This is a genomic window from Planococcus soli (genome assembly GCF_016881065.1).
Taxonomy (GTDB): Bacteria; Bacillota; Bacilli; order Bacillales_A; family Planococcaceae; genus Planococcus; species Planococcus soli.
The window spans coordinates 377,841-395,286 of the sequence record NZ_WXYN01000051.1 but is presented as its reverse complement, the minus strand read 5'-3'; the positions used below and the strand labels follow the sequence as shown (position 1 = coordinate 395,286).

General features: G+C 44.4%; 18 protein-coding genes. 9 read left to right on the top strand and 9 right to left on the bottom strand.

Going from position 1 to position 17,446, the window contains the following annotated elements:
• Positions 1-34: 34 nt before the first annotated feature.
• From lpdA to GJB59_RS16645, 5 genes are all read right to left on the bottom strand, one after another.
• A complete protein-coding gene (lpdA, locus tag GJB59_RS16665; RefSeq protein WP_142826201.1) occupies positions 35-1,444 on the bottom strand; it encodes a dihydrolipoyl dehydrogenase in 1,410 nt (469 codons plus the stop codon).
• A gap of 5 nt (positions 1,445-1,449) precedes the next feature.
• Positions 1,450-2,847 (bottom strand): dihydrolipoamide acetyltransferase family protein, encoded by a 1,398-nt coding sequence (locus GJB59_RS16660; protein ID WP_142826200.1) that lies wholly within the window; start codon positions 2,845-2,847, stop codon positions 1,450-1,452.
• Positions 2,848-2,875: 28 nt separating this feature from the next.
• Positions 2,876-3,853: an alpha-ketoacid dehydrogenase subunit beta gene (locus tag GJB59_RS16655; RefSeq protein ID WP_142826199.1), complete on the bottom strand. Its 978-nt coding sequence runs from the start codon at positions 3,851-3,853 to the stop codon at positions 2,876-2,878.
• A gap of 3 nt (positions 3,854-3,856) precedes the next feature.
• On the bottom strand, positions 3,857-4,969 hold the full coding sequence (gene pdhA / locus GJB59_RS16650) for a pyruvate dehydrogenase (acetyl-transferring) E1 component subunit alpha (protein WP_142826198.1): 1,113 nt from the start codon (positions 4,967-4,969) through the stop codon (positions 3,857-3,859).
• 253 nt (positions 4,970-5,222) lie between these two features.
• Positions 5,223-5,867, bottom strand: a complete 645-nt coding sequence (locus GJB59_RS16645) for a YkyA family protein (protein WP_244946824.1) — start codon at positions 5,865-5,867, stop codon at positions 5,223-5,225.
• A gap of 146 nt (positions 5,868-6,013) precedes the next feature.
• On the opposite strand from GJB59_RS16645, the gene def reads away from it, so the two are divergent.
• Positions 6,014-6,580 carry a peptide deformylase gene (def, locus tag GJB59_RS16640; RefSeq protein ID WP_142826197.1) on the top strand — a complete coding sequence of 189 codons (567 nt, stop codon included), beginning with the start codon at positions 6,014-6,016 and terminating at the stop codon, positions 6,578-6,580.
• A gap of 26 nt (positions 6,581-6,606) precedes the next feature.
• On the opposite strand, the gene GJB59_RS16635 is transcribed toward def, so the two are convergent.
• Positions 6,607-6,930 (bottom strand): hypothetical protein, encoded by a 324-nt coding sequence (locus tag GJB59_RS16635; RefSeq protein WP_142826196.1) that lies wholly within the window; start codon positions 6,928-6,930, stop codon positions 6,607-6,609.
• 338 nt (positions 6,931-7,268) lie between these two features.
• A complete protein-coding gene (locus GJB59_RS16630) occupies positions 7,269-8,039 on the bottom strand; it encodes a Cof-type HAD-IIB family hydrolase (RefSeq protein WP_142826195.1) in 771 nt (256 codons plus the stop codon).
• A 285-nt stretch (positions 8,040-8,324) separates the two neighbouring features.
• Between GJB59_RS16630 and GJB59_RS16625 the strand changes: the two genes are divergently transcribed.
• Together GJB59_RS16625 and rnjA are read left to right on the top strand one after the other, a co-directional pair.
• Positions 8,325-8,537, top strand: coding sequence for a DNA-dependent RNA polymerase subunit epsilon (locus GJB59_RS16625; protein ID WP_142826194.1), 213 nt, complete (start codon positions 8,325-8,327; stop codon positions 8,535-8,537).
• A gap of 2 nt (positions 8,538-8,539) precedes the next feature.
• Entirely contained in the window at positions 8,540-10,207 is a 1,668-nt protein-coding gene (gene rnjA / locus GJB59_RS16620; protein WP_142826193.1) for a ribonuclease J1, read from the top strand.
• A 148-nt stretch (positions 10,208-10,355) separates the two neighbouring features.
• Here rnjA and GJB59_RS16615 read toward each other — a convergent pair whose 3' ends face one another.
• Both GJB59_RS16615 and GJB59_RS16610 read right to left on the bottom strand, forming a co-directional pair.
• On the bottom strand, positions 10,356-11,015 hold the full coding sequence (locus GJB59_RS16615) for a potassium channel family protein (protein WP_142826192.1): 660 nt from the start codon (positions 11,013-11,015) through the stop codon (positions 10,356-10,358).
• Positions 11,016-11,117: 102 nt separating this feature from the next.
• Complete coding sequence (locus GJB59_RS16610) at positions 11,118-11,414, bottom strand: hypothetical protein (protein WP_142826191.1); 297 nt, start codon at positions 11,412-11,414, stop codon at positions 11,118-11,120.
• 384 nt (positions 11,415-11,798) lie between these two features.
• On the opposite strand from GJB59_RS16610, the gene GJB59_RS16605 reads away from it, so the two are divergent.
• The 6 genes from GJB59_RS16605 to GJB59_RS16580 all read left to right on the top strand — a co-directional run bounded on the left by GJB59_RS16605 (position 11,799) and on the right by GJB59_RS16580 (position 17,434).
• A complete protein-coding gene (locus GJB59_RS16605) occupies positions 11,799-12,338 on the top strand; it encodes a helix-turn-helix domain-containing protein (RefSeq protein ID WP_142826190.1) in 540 nt (179 codons plus the stop codon).
• A gap of 15 nt (positions 12,339-12,353) precedes the next feature.
• Positions 12,354-13,460, top strand: a complete 1,107-nt coding sequence (locus tag GJB59_RS16600) for an ABC transporter ATP-binding protein (RefSeq protein ID WP_142826189.1) — start codon at positions 12,354-12,356, stop codon at positions 13,458-13,460.
• On the top strand, positions 13,450-14,274 hold the full coding sequence (locus GJB59_RS16595; protein ID WP_142826188.1) for an ABC transporter permease: 825 nt from the start codon (positions 13,450-13,452) through the stop codon (positions 14,272-14,274). Before GJB59_RS16600 ends, GJB59_RS16595 begins: the two co-directional genes overlap by 11 nt.
• Positions 14,258-15,064, top strand: coding sequence for an ABC transporter permease (locus GJB59_RS16590; protein ID WP_142826187.1), 807 nt, complete (start codon positions 14,258-14,260; stop codon positions 15,062-15,064). The genes GJB59_RS16595 and GJB59_RS16590 overlap by 17 nt, the downstream gene beginning before the upstream one ends.
• Entirely contained in the window at positions 15,061-16,137 is a 1,077-nt protein-coding gene (locus GJB59_RS16585) for an ABC transporter substrate-binding protein (protein WP_142826186.1), read from the top strand. Before GJB59_RS16590 ends, GJB59_RS16585 begins: the two co-directional genes overlap by 4 nt.
• Positions 16,138-16,243: 106 nt before the next feature.
• Complete coding sequence (locus GJB59_RS16580) at positions 16,244-17,434, top strand: MFS transporter (protein WP_142826185.1); 1,191 nt, start codon at positions 16,244-16,246, stop codon at positions 17,432-17,434.
• Positions 17,435-17,446 lie beyond the last annotated feature (12 nt).

Sequence of the window (17,446 nt, the reverse complement as noted above, 5' to 3'; positions counted from 1 at the left end):
CAAAAAAAAGAAGCCGCAAAAGCGGCTCCCATGTTTATTTGATGATATGAATCGGTGTTCCAAGAGCTACTTCAGCAGCTTCCATTGTAATTTCAGCAAGTGTTGGGTGAGCATGAATCGTCATTGCGATATCTTCCACTGTCATTCCAGCTTCGATAGCAAGACCAAGCTCAGCGATCATGTCTGATGCGCCAGCTCCAACAATTTGTGCACCTAACAGCAAGCCGTCAGATTTACGTGAAACCAGTTTCACGAATCCTTCAGTTGCGTTTAATGAAAGGGCACGGCCGTTTGCAGCGAATGGGAATTTCGCAGCCGCAGCTTCGAATCCTTCTTCTTTTGCCTGTTCTTCAGACAAACCAACGCTTGCAAGTTCCGGATCTGTAAAGCAGACCGCTGGAATAGCCATATAATCAACTTCAGACTTCTCGCCTGCAATTGCTTCTGCAGCAACTTTACCTTCATATGACGCCTTATGCGCCAATTGAAGTCCGGCTACCACATCGCCGATTGCATAAATGTTTGAAATGTTTGTGCGGCATTGTTTGTCGACTTCGATCAAGCCGCGATCAGACATATTCAAATTCAATTCTTCAAGACCCATTTCGTCTGTATTTGGACGACGGCCAACTGTTACCAGTACATAGTCAGCTTCAAGCGTTTTTTCTTCTCCGCCTGCTTCGTATGATACTGTAACGCCAGAATCAGTTTCTTCTACACCTTTAGCAGATGCTTTAGTGATCACTTCAACGCCTTTTTTCTTCAATCCTTTTTTGACGATTGCTGTCATTTGCTTTTCAAATCCAGCAAGGATGTCTGGTGCGCCTTCAAGAATCGTCACTTCAGATCCCATGTTTGCAAATGCAGTACCAAGCTCAGTACCGATATACCCGCCGCCGATAACGACAAGTTTTTTCGGAAGCTCAGTAAGTGCCAAAGCTCCAGTTGAATTGATCACACGTTTTGTAAATTTAAACGTTGGGATTTCCACTGGACGAGATCCAGTTGCGATAATCGCATTTTTGAATTTATACGTTTGTGAAGACTTATCATCCATCACTTTTACCGTATTTTCATCAACGAAATAAGCTTCTCCGCGTACAATTTCAACTTTATTGCCTTTTAGAAGAGACTCGACGCCGCCAGTCAATTTCTTGACGACGCCATCTTTAAAGGCTTGTGCTTTTTCAAAGTTGAGTGAAACTTCTTTTGCAACAATTCCCATATCTTCTGAATGCTGAGCTTCCTCAAAACGGTGCCCAACAGAAATCATCGCTTTTGAAGGGATACAGCCGACATTCAAGCAAACGCCGCCAATGTATTCTTTTTCTACGATTGTTACTTTCTGGCCAGTTTGAGCTGCACGGATTGCTGCAACGTAGCCGCCAGGGCCTGAGCCAATTACGAGCGTGTCTGTTTCGATCGGAAAATCTCCTACTACCATAAGTTTTACGCCTCCATTAATAGTAATTCAGGTTGACTTAATAAACGTTTGATGTGATTTAATGCATGCTGTGCTGTTGCTCCATCGATCATTCTGTGATCGAAGCTTAATGACAATGCTAACACAGGTGCTGCTACAATTTCACCATTTTTAATAACTGGCTTTTCTGCAATACGGCCGATTCCAAGAATCGCCACTTCCGGATGATTGATGACCGGTGTAAACCATTGCCCGCCGGCAGAGCCAATATTCGTGATCGAGCATGAAGCGCCTTTCATCTCAGCTGCGGATAATTTACCATCGCGCGCTTTTGTTGCCAAGCCGTTGATTTCATCAGAAATCGCGAATACCGATTTACGGTCTGCGTTTTTGATAACTGGAACCATCAAGCCTTTTTCTGTATCAGCTGCAATGCCGATATTGAAATAATGCTTTTGAATAACTTCGCTTGTTTCATCATCGAATGACGTGTTCAAGGCTGGGAATTCACGCAATGTGCTGACTAAAGCCTTTACCACGTATGGCAAATATGTCAGTTTGATTTCTTTTTCTGCTGCAATGTCCTTGAACTTTTTACGGTGTGCCACCAATTCAGTGACATCCACTTCGTCCATCAAGGTTACGTGAGGAGCGGTATGTTTTGAATGAACCATCGCTTTAGCGATTGCTTTGCGTATACCGGACATCTTCTCACGAGTTTCAGGGAATTCGCCTTCAGGAGCTGCTGCTTTAGGTGCTGCTGCCGCTTTGTCAGTGCTTTCTTCTCCCGCTTCTTGTGGTGCTTCAGAAGTTGCCGAAGCTGCAGGTGTTGCTGCTTTTTGATCACCGTTCATGAATGCTTCAACATCTTCTTTCAATACACGGCCATTATTGCCGGATCCTGAAACTTGCTTGATGTTAACGTCATTGTCGCGCGCAAATTTGCGGACTGACGGCATAGAGATAACGCGTGCGTTCGGATCAGACTCTTCTGTTGTGTCAGCTTGCGGCTGGGCTCCAGCGCCTGTCTGTTCTTTCGGCTCTTCTTCTTTGGCAGGTGCTTTGTCAACGTCCTGGCCTGCTTCAGCAGTACCGGATTGCACTAGTTCTTCTGTTTCTTCTTTCACTTCAGGAGCGGCTTCTTGTTTGTCGCCGTGATCTCCTTTAAAGTTCATTTCTTCAGCGTCCGGCGCATCAATGCGAACCAGAATGTCGCCGACTACAGCAACAGTTCCTTCTTCAACCAATACCTCTTCAACTGTTCCTGAAACAGGTGATGGAATCTCAACGACGGCCTTGTCATTTTGAACTTCAACAAGAATATCGTCTTCTTCGATCGTATCTCCCGCTTTAACAAACCATTTTACAATTTCACCTTCGTGGATACCTTCACCGATATCCGGTAAACGAAATTCAAAAGCCATATATATCACCCTTTCGGTTCTGTCTAATTTAGAAAGTAAGCACTTTCTTCGCTGTCTCTACTATATCCTTCGAGTTTGGCAGCCAAACTTGTTCTGCTTGTGAGAATGGGAACACAGAGTCTGGTGCAGTAACGCGAAGAACTGGAGCTTCTAATGTCAAAATTGCACGGTCCGTAATTTCGGCTACGACGCCTGCTGCAATTCCAGCTTGCTTTTGAGCTTCCTGAACGACCATAGCGCGCCCGGTTTTCTCTACAGAAGCAATAATTGTTTCAATATCAAGCGGCTGGATGGTGCGAAGATCGACCACTTCAACCGAATAGTTTTCTTTTTCAAGCTCTTCTGCTGCTTTCATGCTTTCTTGCACCATTGCGCCGTATGCAATAATTGTCAAATCTTTGCCTTCACGCTTCACGTCAGCTTTGCCTAGAGGAATCGTATATTCCTCTTCCGGCACTTCCTGGCGGAAAGAACGGTAGAGCTTCATATGCTCAAGGAAGATAACCGGATCGTTATCGCGGATTGCTGAGATCAGCAATCCTTTTGCGTCATAAGGAGTAGAAGGAATGACCACTTTCAGGCCAGGCTGAGCCGCCATTAATCCTTCCAATGAATCTGCATGCATCTCAGGTGTATGAACGCCGCCGCCGAATGGTGAACGGATCGTTACAGGGGAACTCAGGCTTCCGCCGCTGCGGAAACGCATGCGTGCCATTTGTCCGCTGATAGAATCCATAACTTCAAAAACAAATCCGAAAAACTGAATTTCCGGAACAGGGCGATAGCCTTGCAAAGCTAAACCTATTGCCAAACCGCCGATGCCTGACTCAGCTAAAGGCGTATCAAAAACACGGTCTTCCCCGAATTCTTTCTGCAAACCTTCTGTTGCACGGAATACACCGCCGTTGTTCCCTACATCTTCACCGAAAACAAGAACATTTTCATCGTTCTTCATCTCTGTTTTCAGAGCTTCGGTAATCGCTTGGATCATTGTTAATTGTGCCATGGCTTACTTCGACTCCTTTGCTTTATAAATATCCAACTGTTCCTGAACATTAAACGGCACATCTTCGTACATGATCTCCAATAGATCGGATACTTTCTGTTTTGGAGCGCCGTCAGCTTTTTTAATTGCTGCTTTGATTTCTTCTTTAGCTTTTTCGATTACTTCATTTTCTTTTGATTCATCCCAGATGCCTTTTGCTTCCAGGTATTTGCGGAAACGAACAAGTGGATCTTTCTTTTCCCATTCGCTGTCGATGTCTGAAGTCCGGTAGCGTGTTGGATCGTCGCCGGCCATCGTATGTGGTCCATATCGGTAGCATAGTGTTTCAATCAATGTCGGTCCGTCGCCTTTAACAGCACGTTCACGGGCATCGCGGGTTACCGCGTATACCGCCAAAGGATCCATTCCGTCTACTAGCACGCCTGGAATTCCAGCAGAAACCGCTTTTTGAGCAATGGTCTTCGCTGAAGTTTGAAGTTCACGTGGCGTAGAAATCGCATACTGGTTATTTTGCACAATGAAAATAGCCGGTGCGCGGAATGCGCCTGCAAAGTTGATTCCTTCATAGAAGTCACCTTGTGAAGAACCGCCGTCTCCTGTGTAAGTTACTGCAACTGCTTCTTTTTTGCGTTTCTGCATGCCAAGTGCCACGCCTGTAGCCTGGATAAACTGAGCACCAATGATGATTTGCGGAGGCAGAATGTTCAAGCCTTCAGCCATTTGGTTCCCCATGAAATGTCCACGGGAGAAAAGGAATGCTTGGTGAAGCGGCCAACCGTGCCAGATCAATTGCGGCACGTCACGGTAGCCCGGAAGAATAAAATCTTCTTTCGTCAATGCAAAGTGGGAAGCTAATTGGGAAGCTTCCTGTCCCGCAGTTGGAGCGTAAAATCCTAGGCGTCCTTGACGGTTCAATGAAATCGAACGCTGATCAAGGATTCGGGTATAAACCATCCGAGTCATCAATTCCTGAAGATCTTCATCCGAAAGTTTCGGGTCCGCCTCTTCGTTGACGATTTCGCCTTCCTCATTCAAAATCTGAACCATTTCAAACTTTTCTTCGATTGCGTTAAGCGTTTCCACTGGATCGAACTGCTGTGATTTTTTCGCAGCCATAAAAGCAACTCTCCTTTTTTATCTGTATTAAGATAATTATATACAATTTATGATACAATTTCGCATTCCTTTTCAGTATACGTCACAAGAATAACTCGGTCAATCATAGAGAACCTTACATTTTAGGACAATAATAATTAAAAGATAATTCGAATTCTATGAACTGTATCAGTAGTTTTTCATCTCTGTATTATAATACAGCGACTCTTCAACCCATCTTTTATAGCACAGAAAAAGCGACCATATAGGCCGCTTATTCCTCACTTTCACTTAAATTTTCCAGAGTGCTGTCCTTCAAACCATTTACCTGTTGGGTTAATTCATTAAACTCTGTAACAGCCAATTGTACCTGCTCATTCTGCTCGTTCACTTCCGCAGCCTTTTCCTGGAGTATCTCCAATGTGCTTTGGTCATCTTGAAGCATTTCATATAATTCCTTCTGACGAGCGATCAATTCTTCGTACGCTTCCGAAAATTCGTCATGTGCCGCAAATCGTTCCAGCATTTGCGCTTTTAGCGCTTCCAAATCTGCTATCACGGATTCCTCTTCGGCCGATTCGATTACGCTGTCGATTTCAGCAAAATTTTCCTCGGCTGCCTGCATTGAATCCTTTTCAGTCTGAAGTAAGCCAAGCCGTTCATCTGCTGAATCCAGTGCTTCTTGCGCCTGATCTGCTACCTCGCCTTGCTGCTCCTGCGTCAATGCCATTGTTTCTTCAAATAATAGCTGCTCCGCTTTTTCGCGCTCTTCCAGGTCGCCTTGCACTGACCGATAATCTTCTTCTGCGTCAAAAGTTTCATTTAACACTTGATCTAAATCTTCACGAATGCCCGATCCCGAACATGCTGCCAACATTAGCAAACTGGAGACCATAGCCATTTTTCCAAATCTTTTCACCCTGATTCACCCCTCTATTTCCATGAATTAACTATAGTATGCAAAAGAATAAAATACAACTGAGCCAATAGCTTTTTCTTTTTTCAAAATTGCTGAGTTGAGTTATACTATTAAGTATAGCAAGCTATTTGAAAGGATGAAATCACTTGATACGAATGAAAGACATAATACGTGAAGGTCATCCTACACTCAGAAAACGTTCTGAAGATGTAAAGTTTCCACTTTCTGAAGAAGATCGAAAACTGGGCGAAGACCTTTTGGAATATGTAGTTAACAGCCAGGACGATGAACTGGCTGAAAAATATGATTTGCGTCCCGGCGTTGGAATTGCAGCACCTCAAATAAATGAAGCAAAACGAATTTTCGCACTTCATTTTGATGAAAGCTCTGGAGAAAACCTCAGCATGGTTGCCGTTAACCCTAAAATCGTCAGCCATTCTGTAGAAAAAGCATATTTAGCAGCTGGAGAAGGATGTTTATCCGTAGACCGCGCAATACCCGGTTATGTGCCCAGGTATGCTCGGGTCACCATCAAAGCTTTCAATTTAGACGGGGAAGAAATCAAAATGCGCTTAAAAGGATTGCCTGCCATCGCCTTCCAGCATGAACTTGATCATTTGAATGGCGTAATGTTCTTTGACCATATTGATTCGAAAAATCCATTCGCTGAAATTGAAAATGCGATCGCAATTGAAAGAGACTCGGCTGAGTAAGCCGAGTCTCTTTTTAATTGCCAAGTCTAGTGACCGCCAGAGCTGCACGGGCACTTTCGCTTTTCTTCAATGTCCAGGCTCCAGCGCCCAGCTCTTTGGGTCATAAGCCAATCCAGCTGCGTGGCAAAGACCGCCACACTGCTGGTCCGTCTTATGCCCTTCAGAGCTACACGGGCGCTTTCGCTTTTCTTTGTCCAGACTCCAGCAGCCAGCTCCTCGAGTCGCTTCAGCCATACAGGCAATGGCTGAAAACCGCCATTATCGGTAAGGCTTCCAGCGCTTGTCGGAGCTAAACGGCTGCTTCCGCTTTTCTTCTTGTCCAGACTCCAGCGCCCAGATCCTTGGGTCATAAGCCACTCCGCCTATGCGGCTGAAAACACGCCGCTTCGCCGGAGCGTCTTATGCCCGTCGAATCTACACGGGCGCTTCCGCTTTTCTTATTGTCCAGACTTCAGCGCCCAGATTCTTGGGTCATAAGCCACTCCGGCTGTCCAATTGCAAGTGCCTAGCTCCTCGGGTCATAAGCTAACCCAGCTGTGCGGCAAAGAACGCCACTCTGCTGGTCTGCCTTATGCCTGTCAGAGCTGAACAGGCACTTTCACTTTTCGTACTGTGCGGCTAAAAACACGCCGCTTCGCCGGAGCATCTTATGCCCGTCGAATCTACACGGGCGCTTCCGCTTTTCTTCTCAAATCAATTTCAAATGTTTGAACGCTTTTGCCAATCCGTGGTTGTCGACGTGGTCGGTGACGTAGGAGGCGCGTTTTTTTGTTTCTTCGTGGCCATTCTCCATTGCTACGCTGTATCCCGCAATGTCCATCATCTGCAGATCGTTCAGCCCATCTCCGAATGCAATTGTTTCTTCAATCGTATGACCTGTGGCACGGATCAAATGTTCAATGCCGCTTGCCTTTGTGCCGCCTTTTGGCGTGATATCACAAGATACCCGATGCCAACGGACAAAGTCCACTTCTTTAAAAGTATCGTGATATTGCTGTTCATCTTCTTCTTCACAAAATACCAGCGCCTGATAAACTTCGTTGTTCAAATAAAATTCCTTATCCACTTCCGGATGGGGCATTTTCAGGGTTTTGATGCTTTCATCTATATCCGGATGAAAATCGATGGAAGAAACCATTTTCTTCTCGTTCATGAACACGATCGGATGGTCGCGCTGTTCTGCAAATTCAAAGATATCATTAAGCATAGTTGAATCAATTGCTTCTTTGTGAATGGCTTGTCCTTTATGGGCAATATACTGGCCGTTGAATGTAATATACGTATCGATATTCAGTTCTTCTAAAATCTTAGTGATCATAAAAGGTCCCCGTCCGGTAGCAATCGCCAAATCATGGCCATTGTTACGCGCTAGTTCCAGCGCTTCTTTAGCAGAAGGCGGCAACTTTTTATGAGAATCCAACAAAGTCCCATCAATATCCAGCAATAATAATTTCGGCATTTTTTAGTCTCCATTCAATTTTAATAAGGCTTTGAAACAAAAACCCGACTTCTTTACAATTATCAGAAAACGCAGTATACTCACCTTAAGGAGTGGTTAGCCATGCTGAAACGTTTGAAAAGAAAACTTCTCAGACAGCTCAATGGCATCATGAACAAAAAGAAAATTGCATAAACTTTTTAGCCCTTCTTTATAAATAAGGAGGGCTATTCTTTATTTTAGTCTAATGACATGATAATATAAAGGAAGTGCATTTATTTGAGCGTGGAAAAAGGAGAGCAAACAATGATTTTTAAAGTATATTACCAGGAAAACCGTTTTCAAGTACCAGTTCGTGAAAATACCCAAAGCCTTTATGTAGAAGCAGCATCCGAGCGTGAAGTCCGACACCATTTAAAAGATCGCAACTATAATATTGAACTTGTTCAACTACTGGAAGGCAATCATCTCGAGTATGAACAAGCTGGCCAATATTACGAAGTTGAGAGCATCGAATAACGATGAAATTTGTCAAGAACGACCAAACAGCTGTTTTCGCCTTAGGCGGACTGGGTGAAATCGGCAAAAATACGTACGGTGTCCAATTCCAGGACGAAATCATCCTGATTGATGCCGGCATTAAATTCCCGGAAGACGATTTGCTCGGAATCGATTATGTTATTCCGGATTACACTTACTTAGTAAAAAACGTCGACAAGATTAAAGGGCTTTTTATCACTCACGGCCACGAAGATCATATCGGCGGCATCCCCTATTTGCTTAAAAAGATCAATATTCCAGTATACGGCGGCAAATTGGCACTTGGCCTTTTGCGCAAAAAATTGGAAGAACACGGCTTGCTGCGCCAAACGAAAATGACTGAAATTGGAGAAGATGATGTCATCAAGTTCCGCAAAACAGCTGTCAGCTTTTTCAGCACAACACACAGTATTCCTGATGCTTTCGGTGTAGTAGTAAAAACTCCACCCGGCAACATCGTCCACACAGGTGATTTTAAGTTTGATTTCACTCCAGTAGGAGAGCCTGCCAACTTGTTGAAAATGGCTCAAATCGGCAGCGAAGGCGTGTTGTGTTTGCTGTCTGACAGCACCAACGCTGAAGTTCCCGATTTCACCATGTCGGAAAGAAAAGTCGGCGAATCAATTAAAGACATCATGAGAAAAATCGATGGCCGCTTGATTTTCGCTACTTTTGCTTCCAACATTTATCGCCTCCAGCAGGTGACGGATGAAGCTGTAGCACAAGGACGCAAAATAGCCGTTTTTGGACGCAGCATGGACAATGCCATGACAATCGGCCGCGAGCTTGGCTACATAAACGCTCCGGAAGATGCATTTGTTGATACACAAACGTTGAATCGCCTGCCGGCAAATGAAGTATTGATTCTTTGCACCGGTTCACAGGGCGAACCCATGGCTGCTCTTTCGAGAATCGCCAACGGCACCCATCGCCAAATTCAGATTCAACCAAACGATACAGTTGTCTTCTCATCTTCCCCGATTCCGGGCAATACGAGCAGCGTCAACCGTACCATCAATCTGCTGTTCCGTGCTGGAGCAGATGTAATTCATGGATCGCTTAACAACATCCATACATCCGGACATGGTTCAGAACCTGAAAACAAATTAATGCTTCGTTTGATCAAGCCAAAATACTTCATGCCGATACACGGTGAATACCGGATGTTAAAAACGCATGCCGGATTGGCAGTAGAATGTGATGTTCCATTGGAAAACACATTTATCATGGAAAATGGTGAAGTTCTTGCTCTTGGGCAAGACGAAGCATCCGTTGCAGGACGCGTCCCTTCCGGTGATGTTTATATTGACGGCAGCGGAATTGGCGATATCGGCAATATTGTCCTTCGTGACCGCCGGGTGCTTTCAGAGGAAGGCCTCGTCATCGTAGTTGTTAGCGTCGATATGCAAAAAAATAAAATGGTTTCCGGTCCAGACATCATTTCGCGCGGATTTGTCTACATGCGTGAGTCAGGTACTATGATCTACGAGGCGCAGCAAATGCTGAATCGCCATCTTAATAAAAAAATACACAGCAAAAACACGGAATGGGCAGAATTGAAAAATGATATTTCTGACGTTCTTGGACCTTATTTGTATGAAAAAACAAAACGCCGTCCAATGATTTTGCCAGTGATTATGGAAGTTTAATAATACAGGCCGTAAAAAGGTGCATCGGATATTTATCCGGTGCACCTTTTATTTTGGCCTGTTAATTTAATGAAATAATAGAAAAGCTGTAGCAGATTGATGTCCGCTACAGCTTTTCTATATACTCAGGAACTCCTGGCATTCTTTTTTAATTCATCATTTTCTTTTCGAAACGATTGATGTCTGCATCAGAGCCGATAATGATCAGAATATCTTCCTGCTCGATTTCCATGTCGGCCTGCGGGGAAACGATAATATCGCCCCCTCTTTTTATAGCCACAATATTGATGCCATAGCGTGCGCGGATATCAAGGCCGATCAACGTATAGCCAGCCAGTTTGTGGTTTGCCTTTATTTCCATGATGGAATGTTCATCGGACAGTTCCAGATAGTCCAATACGTTATTGGAAAGGATATTATGAGCGATCCGTATGCCCATATCACGTTCCGGGTGGACGACCTTATCCGCACCGATTTTATCCAATACTTTTGCATGGTAGTCATTTTGCGCCTTAACCGTAATTTTTTTTACGCCAATTTCCTTCAGCATAAGGGTTGTCAAAATACTGGCTTGAATATTTTCACCGATTGCAACAATTACATGTTCAAAATTCCGGATTCCCAGCGATTTCAATACCGTCTCGTCTGTCGTGTCAGCTACAACAGCTTGAGTGGCAATTGAAGAAAACTCATCCACTCGTTCCGAGTCCTTATCGATTGCCATAACGTCCGCATCCTGTTCAATCAATTCACGCACAATGCTGCCGCCAAAACGGCCAAGTCCAATGACTACAAATTCCTTTTTCATACTCATCCTCCAAATATTCTATTCATATGGCTTTAGTTTAACATAGATGGCGTGAACTAAAAATCTCCTCGGCTGATCGATTGACGCAGAAAAAAACCCCGCTTATCTGCGGGGATCCAGTGGGCGTTTCGGGCGGTTCTCACAATATTCACAGCTGATGTCAGTGCAAGGTTCTTCGCGCCATTCATTGCAGCTTGCACAATAACTTGCATCGAATTCATCGTCAAACGTCAATGCTGCCAAGCACGTATGGCAATACGTATGGACATCCATCCAATTGATAAAACGCTTGTCGGCTACAAGGTACAGTCCTTGCTGGTCTTGTTTGTAATTCATAATTGATGGTCTTTGGATAACCCGATTTTTCGGATCAAGAAAGAAGTTCATTTTGCCGTTCACATTGATCACTCCTAGAGTTTGGTCGAGCTGTAAAAATCAAATTTACTCGGCGCCGGCGTGTTCACGGGCCGATGGTATAAAATCGTTGGTATCCGGTTTATAAAGATTTTTTCGTTACGCATCATTTTAGTTTTTATAATCGCTCATGTCATAGGATCGGTTGGTTTGTTAAAGTTATATACCATTATTAATTTCACACTTTCTCTATGATAGTAAAAACAACCGGTAAATTGCAATAGATAACAATCCCTTATTGAAAATAAATTCCGACTTGAAATATTTAAATCGTTTCGTATAATGAATATATGCTATTAGTAAACTAAAAGTATATTTTAACTAAACTTAAGTGGAACCATCACTTATTAAGAATCGAGGAGAATTTTGATGGAAATCGGAACCAAAATTAAACGCCTTCGATTAAAAAACGGATTGACTCAAGAAGAACTGGGCAAACGGACAGACTTGAGCAAAGGATTTATTTCACAGCTGGAGCGCGATATGAACTCCCCTTCCATTGAAACCTTCTTTACCTTACTGGAAGTGCTCGGTACCACGCCAAAAGATTTTTTTGCTGATGAACACGATGTCAAAATCGTTTATTCCACAGCAGATCATACGGCGCATATCGATGAAGACGCAGGATACGAAGTAGAGTGGCTCATCCCCACTTCCAATGAAAAAGAAATGGAACCGGTCTACCTGACATTACGGGCTCAAGGCGAATTTAAAAGCTTCGAACCATCTTCTGCCGAAACATTCATCTATGTATTGGAAGGCCAGGTCCTGCTTCAAATCGGCGATCATCAATATATCGCAGCAACTGGCGACTCTATTTATTACGAAGCTTCTGATCACCATCAACTGATCAATGACTTTGATGGCATATCGGAAATGATCATCGTCACTACACAATCTTATTTATAATTCAGGAGGGATTTTATGACTGAAACACCCATCATCCGCTTTAAAAATGTCACTCAGACATACGAAGGTGCCGGCAATGTTTTGGACAATGTCAGCTTTGAACTTGAAAAAGGAAAATTTTATACATTGCTCGGTCCATCGGGCTGTGGAAAAACCACAATCCTGCGTTTGATTGCCGGTTTTGCAACACCTACCAGCGGTGACATTTATATAGAAGATAAAAAGATGAACAACGTTCCTGCCAACCAGCGCCAGGTCAATACGGTGTTCCAGGATTATGCGCTATTTCCACATTTAAATGTCTTTGAAAACATTGCTTTCGGACTGCGCATCAAAAAAGTGAAAGGCCCCGAAGTCGAACGACGCGTGCGGGAAGCATTGGCATTCGTCAATCTGCAGGGCTATGAACAACGCGAAATTGCGGAAATGTCAGGTGGACAGCGCCAGCGTGTCGCCATTGCCCGTGCCATTATCAATGATCCGGAAGTTATTTTGCTTGACGAGCCGCTTTCTGCATTGGATTTAAAATTGCGTACAGAAATGCAATACGAATTGCGTGAACTGCAGCAGCGTTTAGGCAAAACTTTTGTCTTTGTTACGCATGATCAGGAAGAAGCACTCGCAATGTCCGATGAAATTTTCGTCATGAATGCCGGTCAAATTCAGCAAAGCGGCACCCCTATGGATATTTACGACGAGCCCATCAACCGTTTTGTTGCTGATTTTATTGGAGAATCGAATATTGTCAGCGGTGAAATGATTACGGATTACCAGGTGCGCTTTGCCAACAAAAATTTTGAATGTGTGGACGCCGGATTAAATTCCAATGAGCAGGTGGAAATCGTCATTCGTCCGGAAGATCTGGAAATCACGCCAAACGGTGCCGGCAAAATGGCTGTTACGGTTGATACTCAATTGTTCCGCGGCGTCCATTTTGAAATTTCCACAATCGATGAAGTGGGCAATGAATGGCTCGTCCACTCCACAAAAAAAGTGGAAGTCGGCTCTCAGATCGGCTTGGATTTTTCACCTGAAGCTATCCATGTCATGCGCTTGAACGAATCGGAAGAAGCGTTTGATGCCAGACTGGAGTCCTACGGAGCAGCAGCCCATGAAAGATAACCCGTCACGTCCGCTATACCTTGTTCCTTATTATTTATGGATTGCCTTGTTTGTCATCGCACCGATTGCGCTAATCTTCTATTTTTCGTTTTTGGACTTGGCCGGGGCATTTACGCTGAAAAATTACCAAAACTTTTTTTCTTCCGTCTACTTGCGGATGACGTTGAGTTCTTTCTGGTATGCTTTCCTCATCACCTTGATCACTATTGTGATTGCTTATCCTACAGCTTATTGGCTGACCAAAACTAAGCATAAGCAGCTTTGGCTATTGCTGATCATCATTCCTTCGTGGATTAACCTACTGCTGAAAGCTTATGCCTTTATCGGGATTTTCGGCTTATACGGCCCTGCCAACAAGCTGCTTCAAACTTTTGGTGCGGGACCTTGGCAAATTTTGTTCACTGATTTCAGCTTCATCTTTGTATCTGTTTATATTTTCATCCCATTTATGGTGCTACCAATTTTCAATTCACTGGATAAAATCAACCCCGCGTTGATCGATGCGTCACGCGACTTGGGAGCTTCGTCTTTCACCACTTTCAGACGGGTCATTTTCCCATTGGCGATCAACGGCGTAAAGTCTGGTGTGCAGGCAGTATTCATCCCTGCCCTTTCGCTCTTTGTCATTACCCGCCTAATTGCCGGCAACAAAGTCATTACGCTTGGCACAGCTATCGAGCAGCAATTTCTCGTAACACAGAATTGGGGCATGGGTTCGACCATTGCCGTTTTCCTGATTTTGTTTATGATCATCATCATGATGGTGACTGGCCAGAAAGAAAAAGGAGGCTCATATAATGGCAAAACTAAGTAAGCCGGCAAAAATCTATTTGGCACTCGTCTTTGCCATTCTCTATGCCCCCATTTTCTACCTGATCTTTTATTCATTCAACAGCGGAGGCACCATGTCGAGTTTTGAAGGATTCACGTTGGAGCATTACGGTGCAGTCTTTAATGACACACGGCTCTTGATCATTTTAATGAACACAGTCATTGTGGCTTTGCTGTCTTCTCTCATTTCGACAGCTATCGGTGTTTTGGGTGCGATCGGCATCGTATTTTTGCGGAACCGCAAAACACGCAATGCGGTTCTGTCTTTGAACACGATCCTGATTGTCAGCCCGGACGTCATTATCGGAGCATCGTTCCTCATCCTATTCACCATGATCGGCGTCCAGCTCGGCTTTGCTTCAGTGCTGATTTCCCACATCGCCTTCAGCATTCCGATCGTTGTGATCATGGTCCTACCAAAACTGCAGGAAATGAGCAGTTCGCTGATCGATGCAGCGACCGACCTTGGTGCATCCAAACGGGATATTTTGACGCGCGTCATCATCCCGTATATCAAACCAGGTATTTTTGCCGGATTTTTCCTTGCTTTAACTTATTCACTGGATGATTTTGCAGTCACTTTTTTCGTTACAGGAAACGGGTTCTCGACCCTGTCAATCGAAATCTATTCCATGGCACGAGCTGGAATCACGCTGACCATCAATGCACTTTCTGCATTAATCTTCGTTGTAACGCTTGGATTGGTCCTTGGCTATTATTTCTTTACTCAACGGGCTGGACAATCCCCTGGAACAGGAGGCGCTAAAGTATGAAGGACATCACCAGAGCTGCTATCGCCATTCTGGTCGTATCGGCCATTCTCTTGTATACCGTCAATGTCCTGGAACGCAGTTCGGCCACAGCCGACGGCGGCACCATTTCCGTTTACAATTGGGGCGAGTACATCGACCCCGAACTAATTGACCAATTTGAAGAAGAAACCAATATCTCTGTGGTTTATGAAACCTTCGATTCAAATGAATCAATGATGACCAAGATCGAGCAGGGCGGAACAACTTATGATGTAGCCATGCCTTCCGAGTATGCCATCGAAAAAATGAAAGATAATGATCTGCTGCAACCAATCGACCATGAGCTGATTCCAAATCTGCAAAATATCGATCCGTATTTTCTTGACCTTCCTTTTGATCCGGGCAATGAATACTCAGTTCCTTATTTCTGGGGAACTGTCGGCATCGCATTCAACCCGACTTTGCTGGAAGGCCAAACGTTTGATAGCTGGGACGATCTGTGGGATCCAACGCTCCAACAGGAAGTCATCCTTGTCGACAGTGCCCGTGAAGTGATCGGCATGGGCTTGAACAGTCTGGGCTACTCTTTGAACTCAACCAATTTGGACGAGTTGCGCGAAGCCACCGACAAATTAAAGACCATTGGCCCGAATGTTAAGGCCATCATTGGGGATGAAATTGTCGAAATGATGCGCCGCGAAGAAGCGGCTGTTGCGGTTACATGGTCTGGGCAAGCTGCAGACATGATGTGGATCAACGAAAACATCGACTATTCGGTTCCAGAGGAAGGATCGAATTTATGGTTCGATAACATGATTATTCCGTCAACAGCTGACAATATAGATGGGGCACATGCTTTTATCAACTTTATGCTGGACCCTGAAGTGGCTGCTCAAAACGCGGACTATGTCGGATATTCTACACCCAACGAGCAGGCTATCGCTTTGATGGATCCCGAAGTTACAGGAGACGAGCGATTTTACCCACCGGAAGAACTGCGGGAACGCCTGGAAGTCTATGAAAATCTGGGTCTTGAAATGTTGGGTACGTACAATGAATTATTCCTGGAATTTAAAATGGATATGGAAAAATGACAGGCAGAACTTTTGTCTGTTTTTTTTTTTGATTTTGGGGTATAGTATGTAGATTCTAAAGTCTAAAATTTAGTGAGTCGAAATAACAACGAAAGAAGGTCTCTTTATGGCCGTTAGATCTAATAAGTTTGCACTTTATGTGCTGATGTTTAACATGTTTATTGCCATGAGTGGAATCGGTCTGATTATCCCGATCATGCCTGCCTATTTGGATACATTCGGTGTGGCAGGTCAAGCTCTTGGCACCTTGATTGCCACTTTTGCCCTAGCGCAATTCCTGTTCTCCCCTTTGTCAGGTCAGCTATCCGACAAATATGGACGTAAAAACCTGATCATCTTCGGCTTGATCGTCTTCGGTTTATCTCAGCTGGCATTCGGATTGGCTTCTCATTTATGGATCCTCTACCTAGCCCGCTTCTTCAGCGGCTTGGGCGCAGCTTTCCTCATCCCTCCGATGATGGCATTCGTTGCGGATATCACGACATTTGAAGAACGTGGAAGAGGCATGGGGCTGCTCGGCGCCTCGATGTCTCTAGGCTTTATGATTGGTCCCGGAATCGGTGGGTTTTTAGCTGAAGTCAGCATAGAATTCCCGTTTTACATTGCTACGGCTGTAGCACTGATTGCAGCCTTTATTTCTTTTGCGGTGCTGCCGAATGTTGCCCCTACCATTAAGGCTGCCGATACCAAATCAGAAAATTTGCTTCAGCAGATGAAACGTTCTACTTACACGCCCTATTTTGTCATGTTGCTGGTAATGTTTATTTTCGCCTTTGGGTTGGCCAACTTCCAGTCGACCATTGCCTTATACGCAGATAAGAAATTTGGATTCACGCCAAAAGAAATTGCCATTCTGATAACTGTCGGCGGATTTGTTGGTGTGGTTGTCCAAACATTTGTCATTGATAAGCTCTTTAAACGGTTTGGAGAGATGAAAGTCATCCTGGTCAACCTGCTGGTATCAGCAGCTGCGATGATCGGCATCTTGTTTGTCAGCTCGTTTTGGGCAATTTTACTGGTGGCAGCTGTATTTTTCACGGCCGCCTCCCTGCTGCGCCCAGCCATCAATACCTTGATTTCCAAATTGGCGGGTGATGAACAAGGCTTCGCAGCAGGCATGAACAATGCCTATATGAGTCTTGGCAACATGATTGGCCCTGCACTCGCAGGCATTCTGTTCGATATCAATATGAGCTATCCTTATATTCTGGGTACTGCCATCTTAATCACTTGCTTCTTCATCGCTAATACATGGTCGATGCGAAAACAGCAGCTTTTGGCCACGAGCCGGAGCTAAAAATAAAAAGCG

Coding starts and splice junctions, on each gene's coding strand:
- lpdA (WP_142826201.1), bottom strand. CDS start 1,444: ATGGTAGTAGGAGATTTTCCGATCGAAACAGACACGCTCGTAATTGGC.
- GJB59_RS16660 (WP_142826200.1), bottom strand. CDS start 2,847: ATGGCTTTTGAATTTCGTTTACCGGATATCGGTGAAGGTATCCACGAA.
- GJB59_RS16655 (WP_142826199.1), bottom strand. CDS start 3,853: ATGGCACAATTAACAATGATCCAAGCGATTACCGAAGCTCTGAAAACA.
- pdhA (WP_142826198.1), bottom strand. CDS start 4,969: ATGGCTGCGAAAAAATCACAGCAGTTCGATCCAGTGGAAACGCTTAAC.
- GJB59_RS16635 (WP_142826196.1), bottom strand. CDS start 6,930: ATGACCCAAGGATCTGGGCGCTGGAGTCTGGACAAGAAGAAAAGCGGA.
- GJB59_RS16630 (WP_142826195.1), bottom strand. CDS start 8,039: ATGCCGAAATTATTATTGCTGGATATTGATGGGACTTTGTTGGATTCT.
- GJB59_RS16625 (WP_142826194.1), top strand. CDS start 8,325: ATGATTTTTAAAGTATATTACCAGGAAAACCGTTTTCAAGTACCAGTT.
- rnjA (WP_142826193.1), top strand. CDS start 8,540: ATGAAATTTGTCAAGAACGACCAAACAGCTGTTTTCGCCTTAGGCGGA.
- GJB59_RS16615 (WP_142826192.1), bottom strand. CDS start 11,015: ATGAAAAAGGAATTTGTAGTCATTGGACTTGGCCGTTTTGGCGGCAGC.
- GJB59_RS16605 (WP_142826190.1), top strand. CDS start 11,799: ATGGAAATCGGAACCAAAATTAAACGCCTTCGATTAAAAAACGGATTG.
- GJB59_RS16600 (WP_142826189.1), top strand. CDS start 12,354: ATGACTGAAACACCCATCATCCGCTTTAAAAATGTCACTCAGACATAC.
- GJB59_RS16595 (WP_142826188.1), top strand. CDS start 13,450: ATGAAAGATAACCCGTCACGTCCGCTATACCTTGTTCCTTATTATTTA.
- GJB59_RS16590 (WP_142826187.1), top strand. CDS start 14,258: ATGGCAAAACTAAGTAAGCCGGCAAAAATCTATTTGGCACTCGTCTTT.
- GJB59_RS16585 (WP_142826186.1), top strand. CDS start 15,061: ATGAAGGACATCACCAGAGCTGCTATCGCCATTCTGGTCGTATCGGCC.
- GJB59_RS16580 (WP_142826185.1), top strand. CDS start 16,244: ATGGCCGTTAGATCTAATAAGTTTGCACTTTATGTGCTGATGTTTAAC.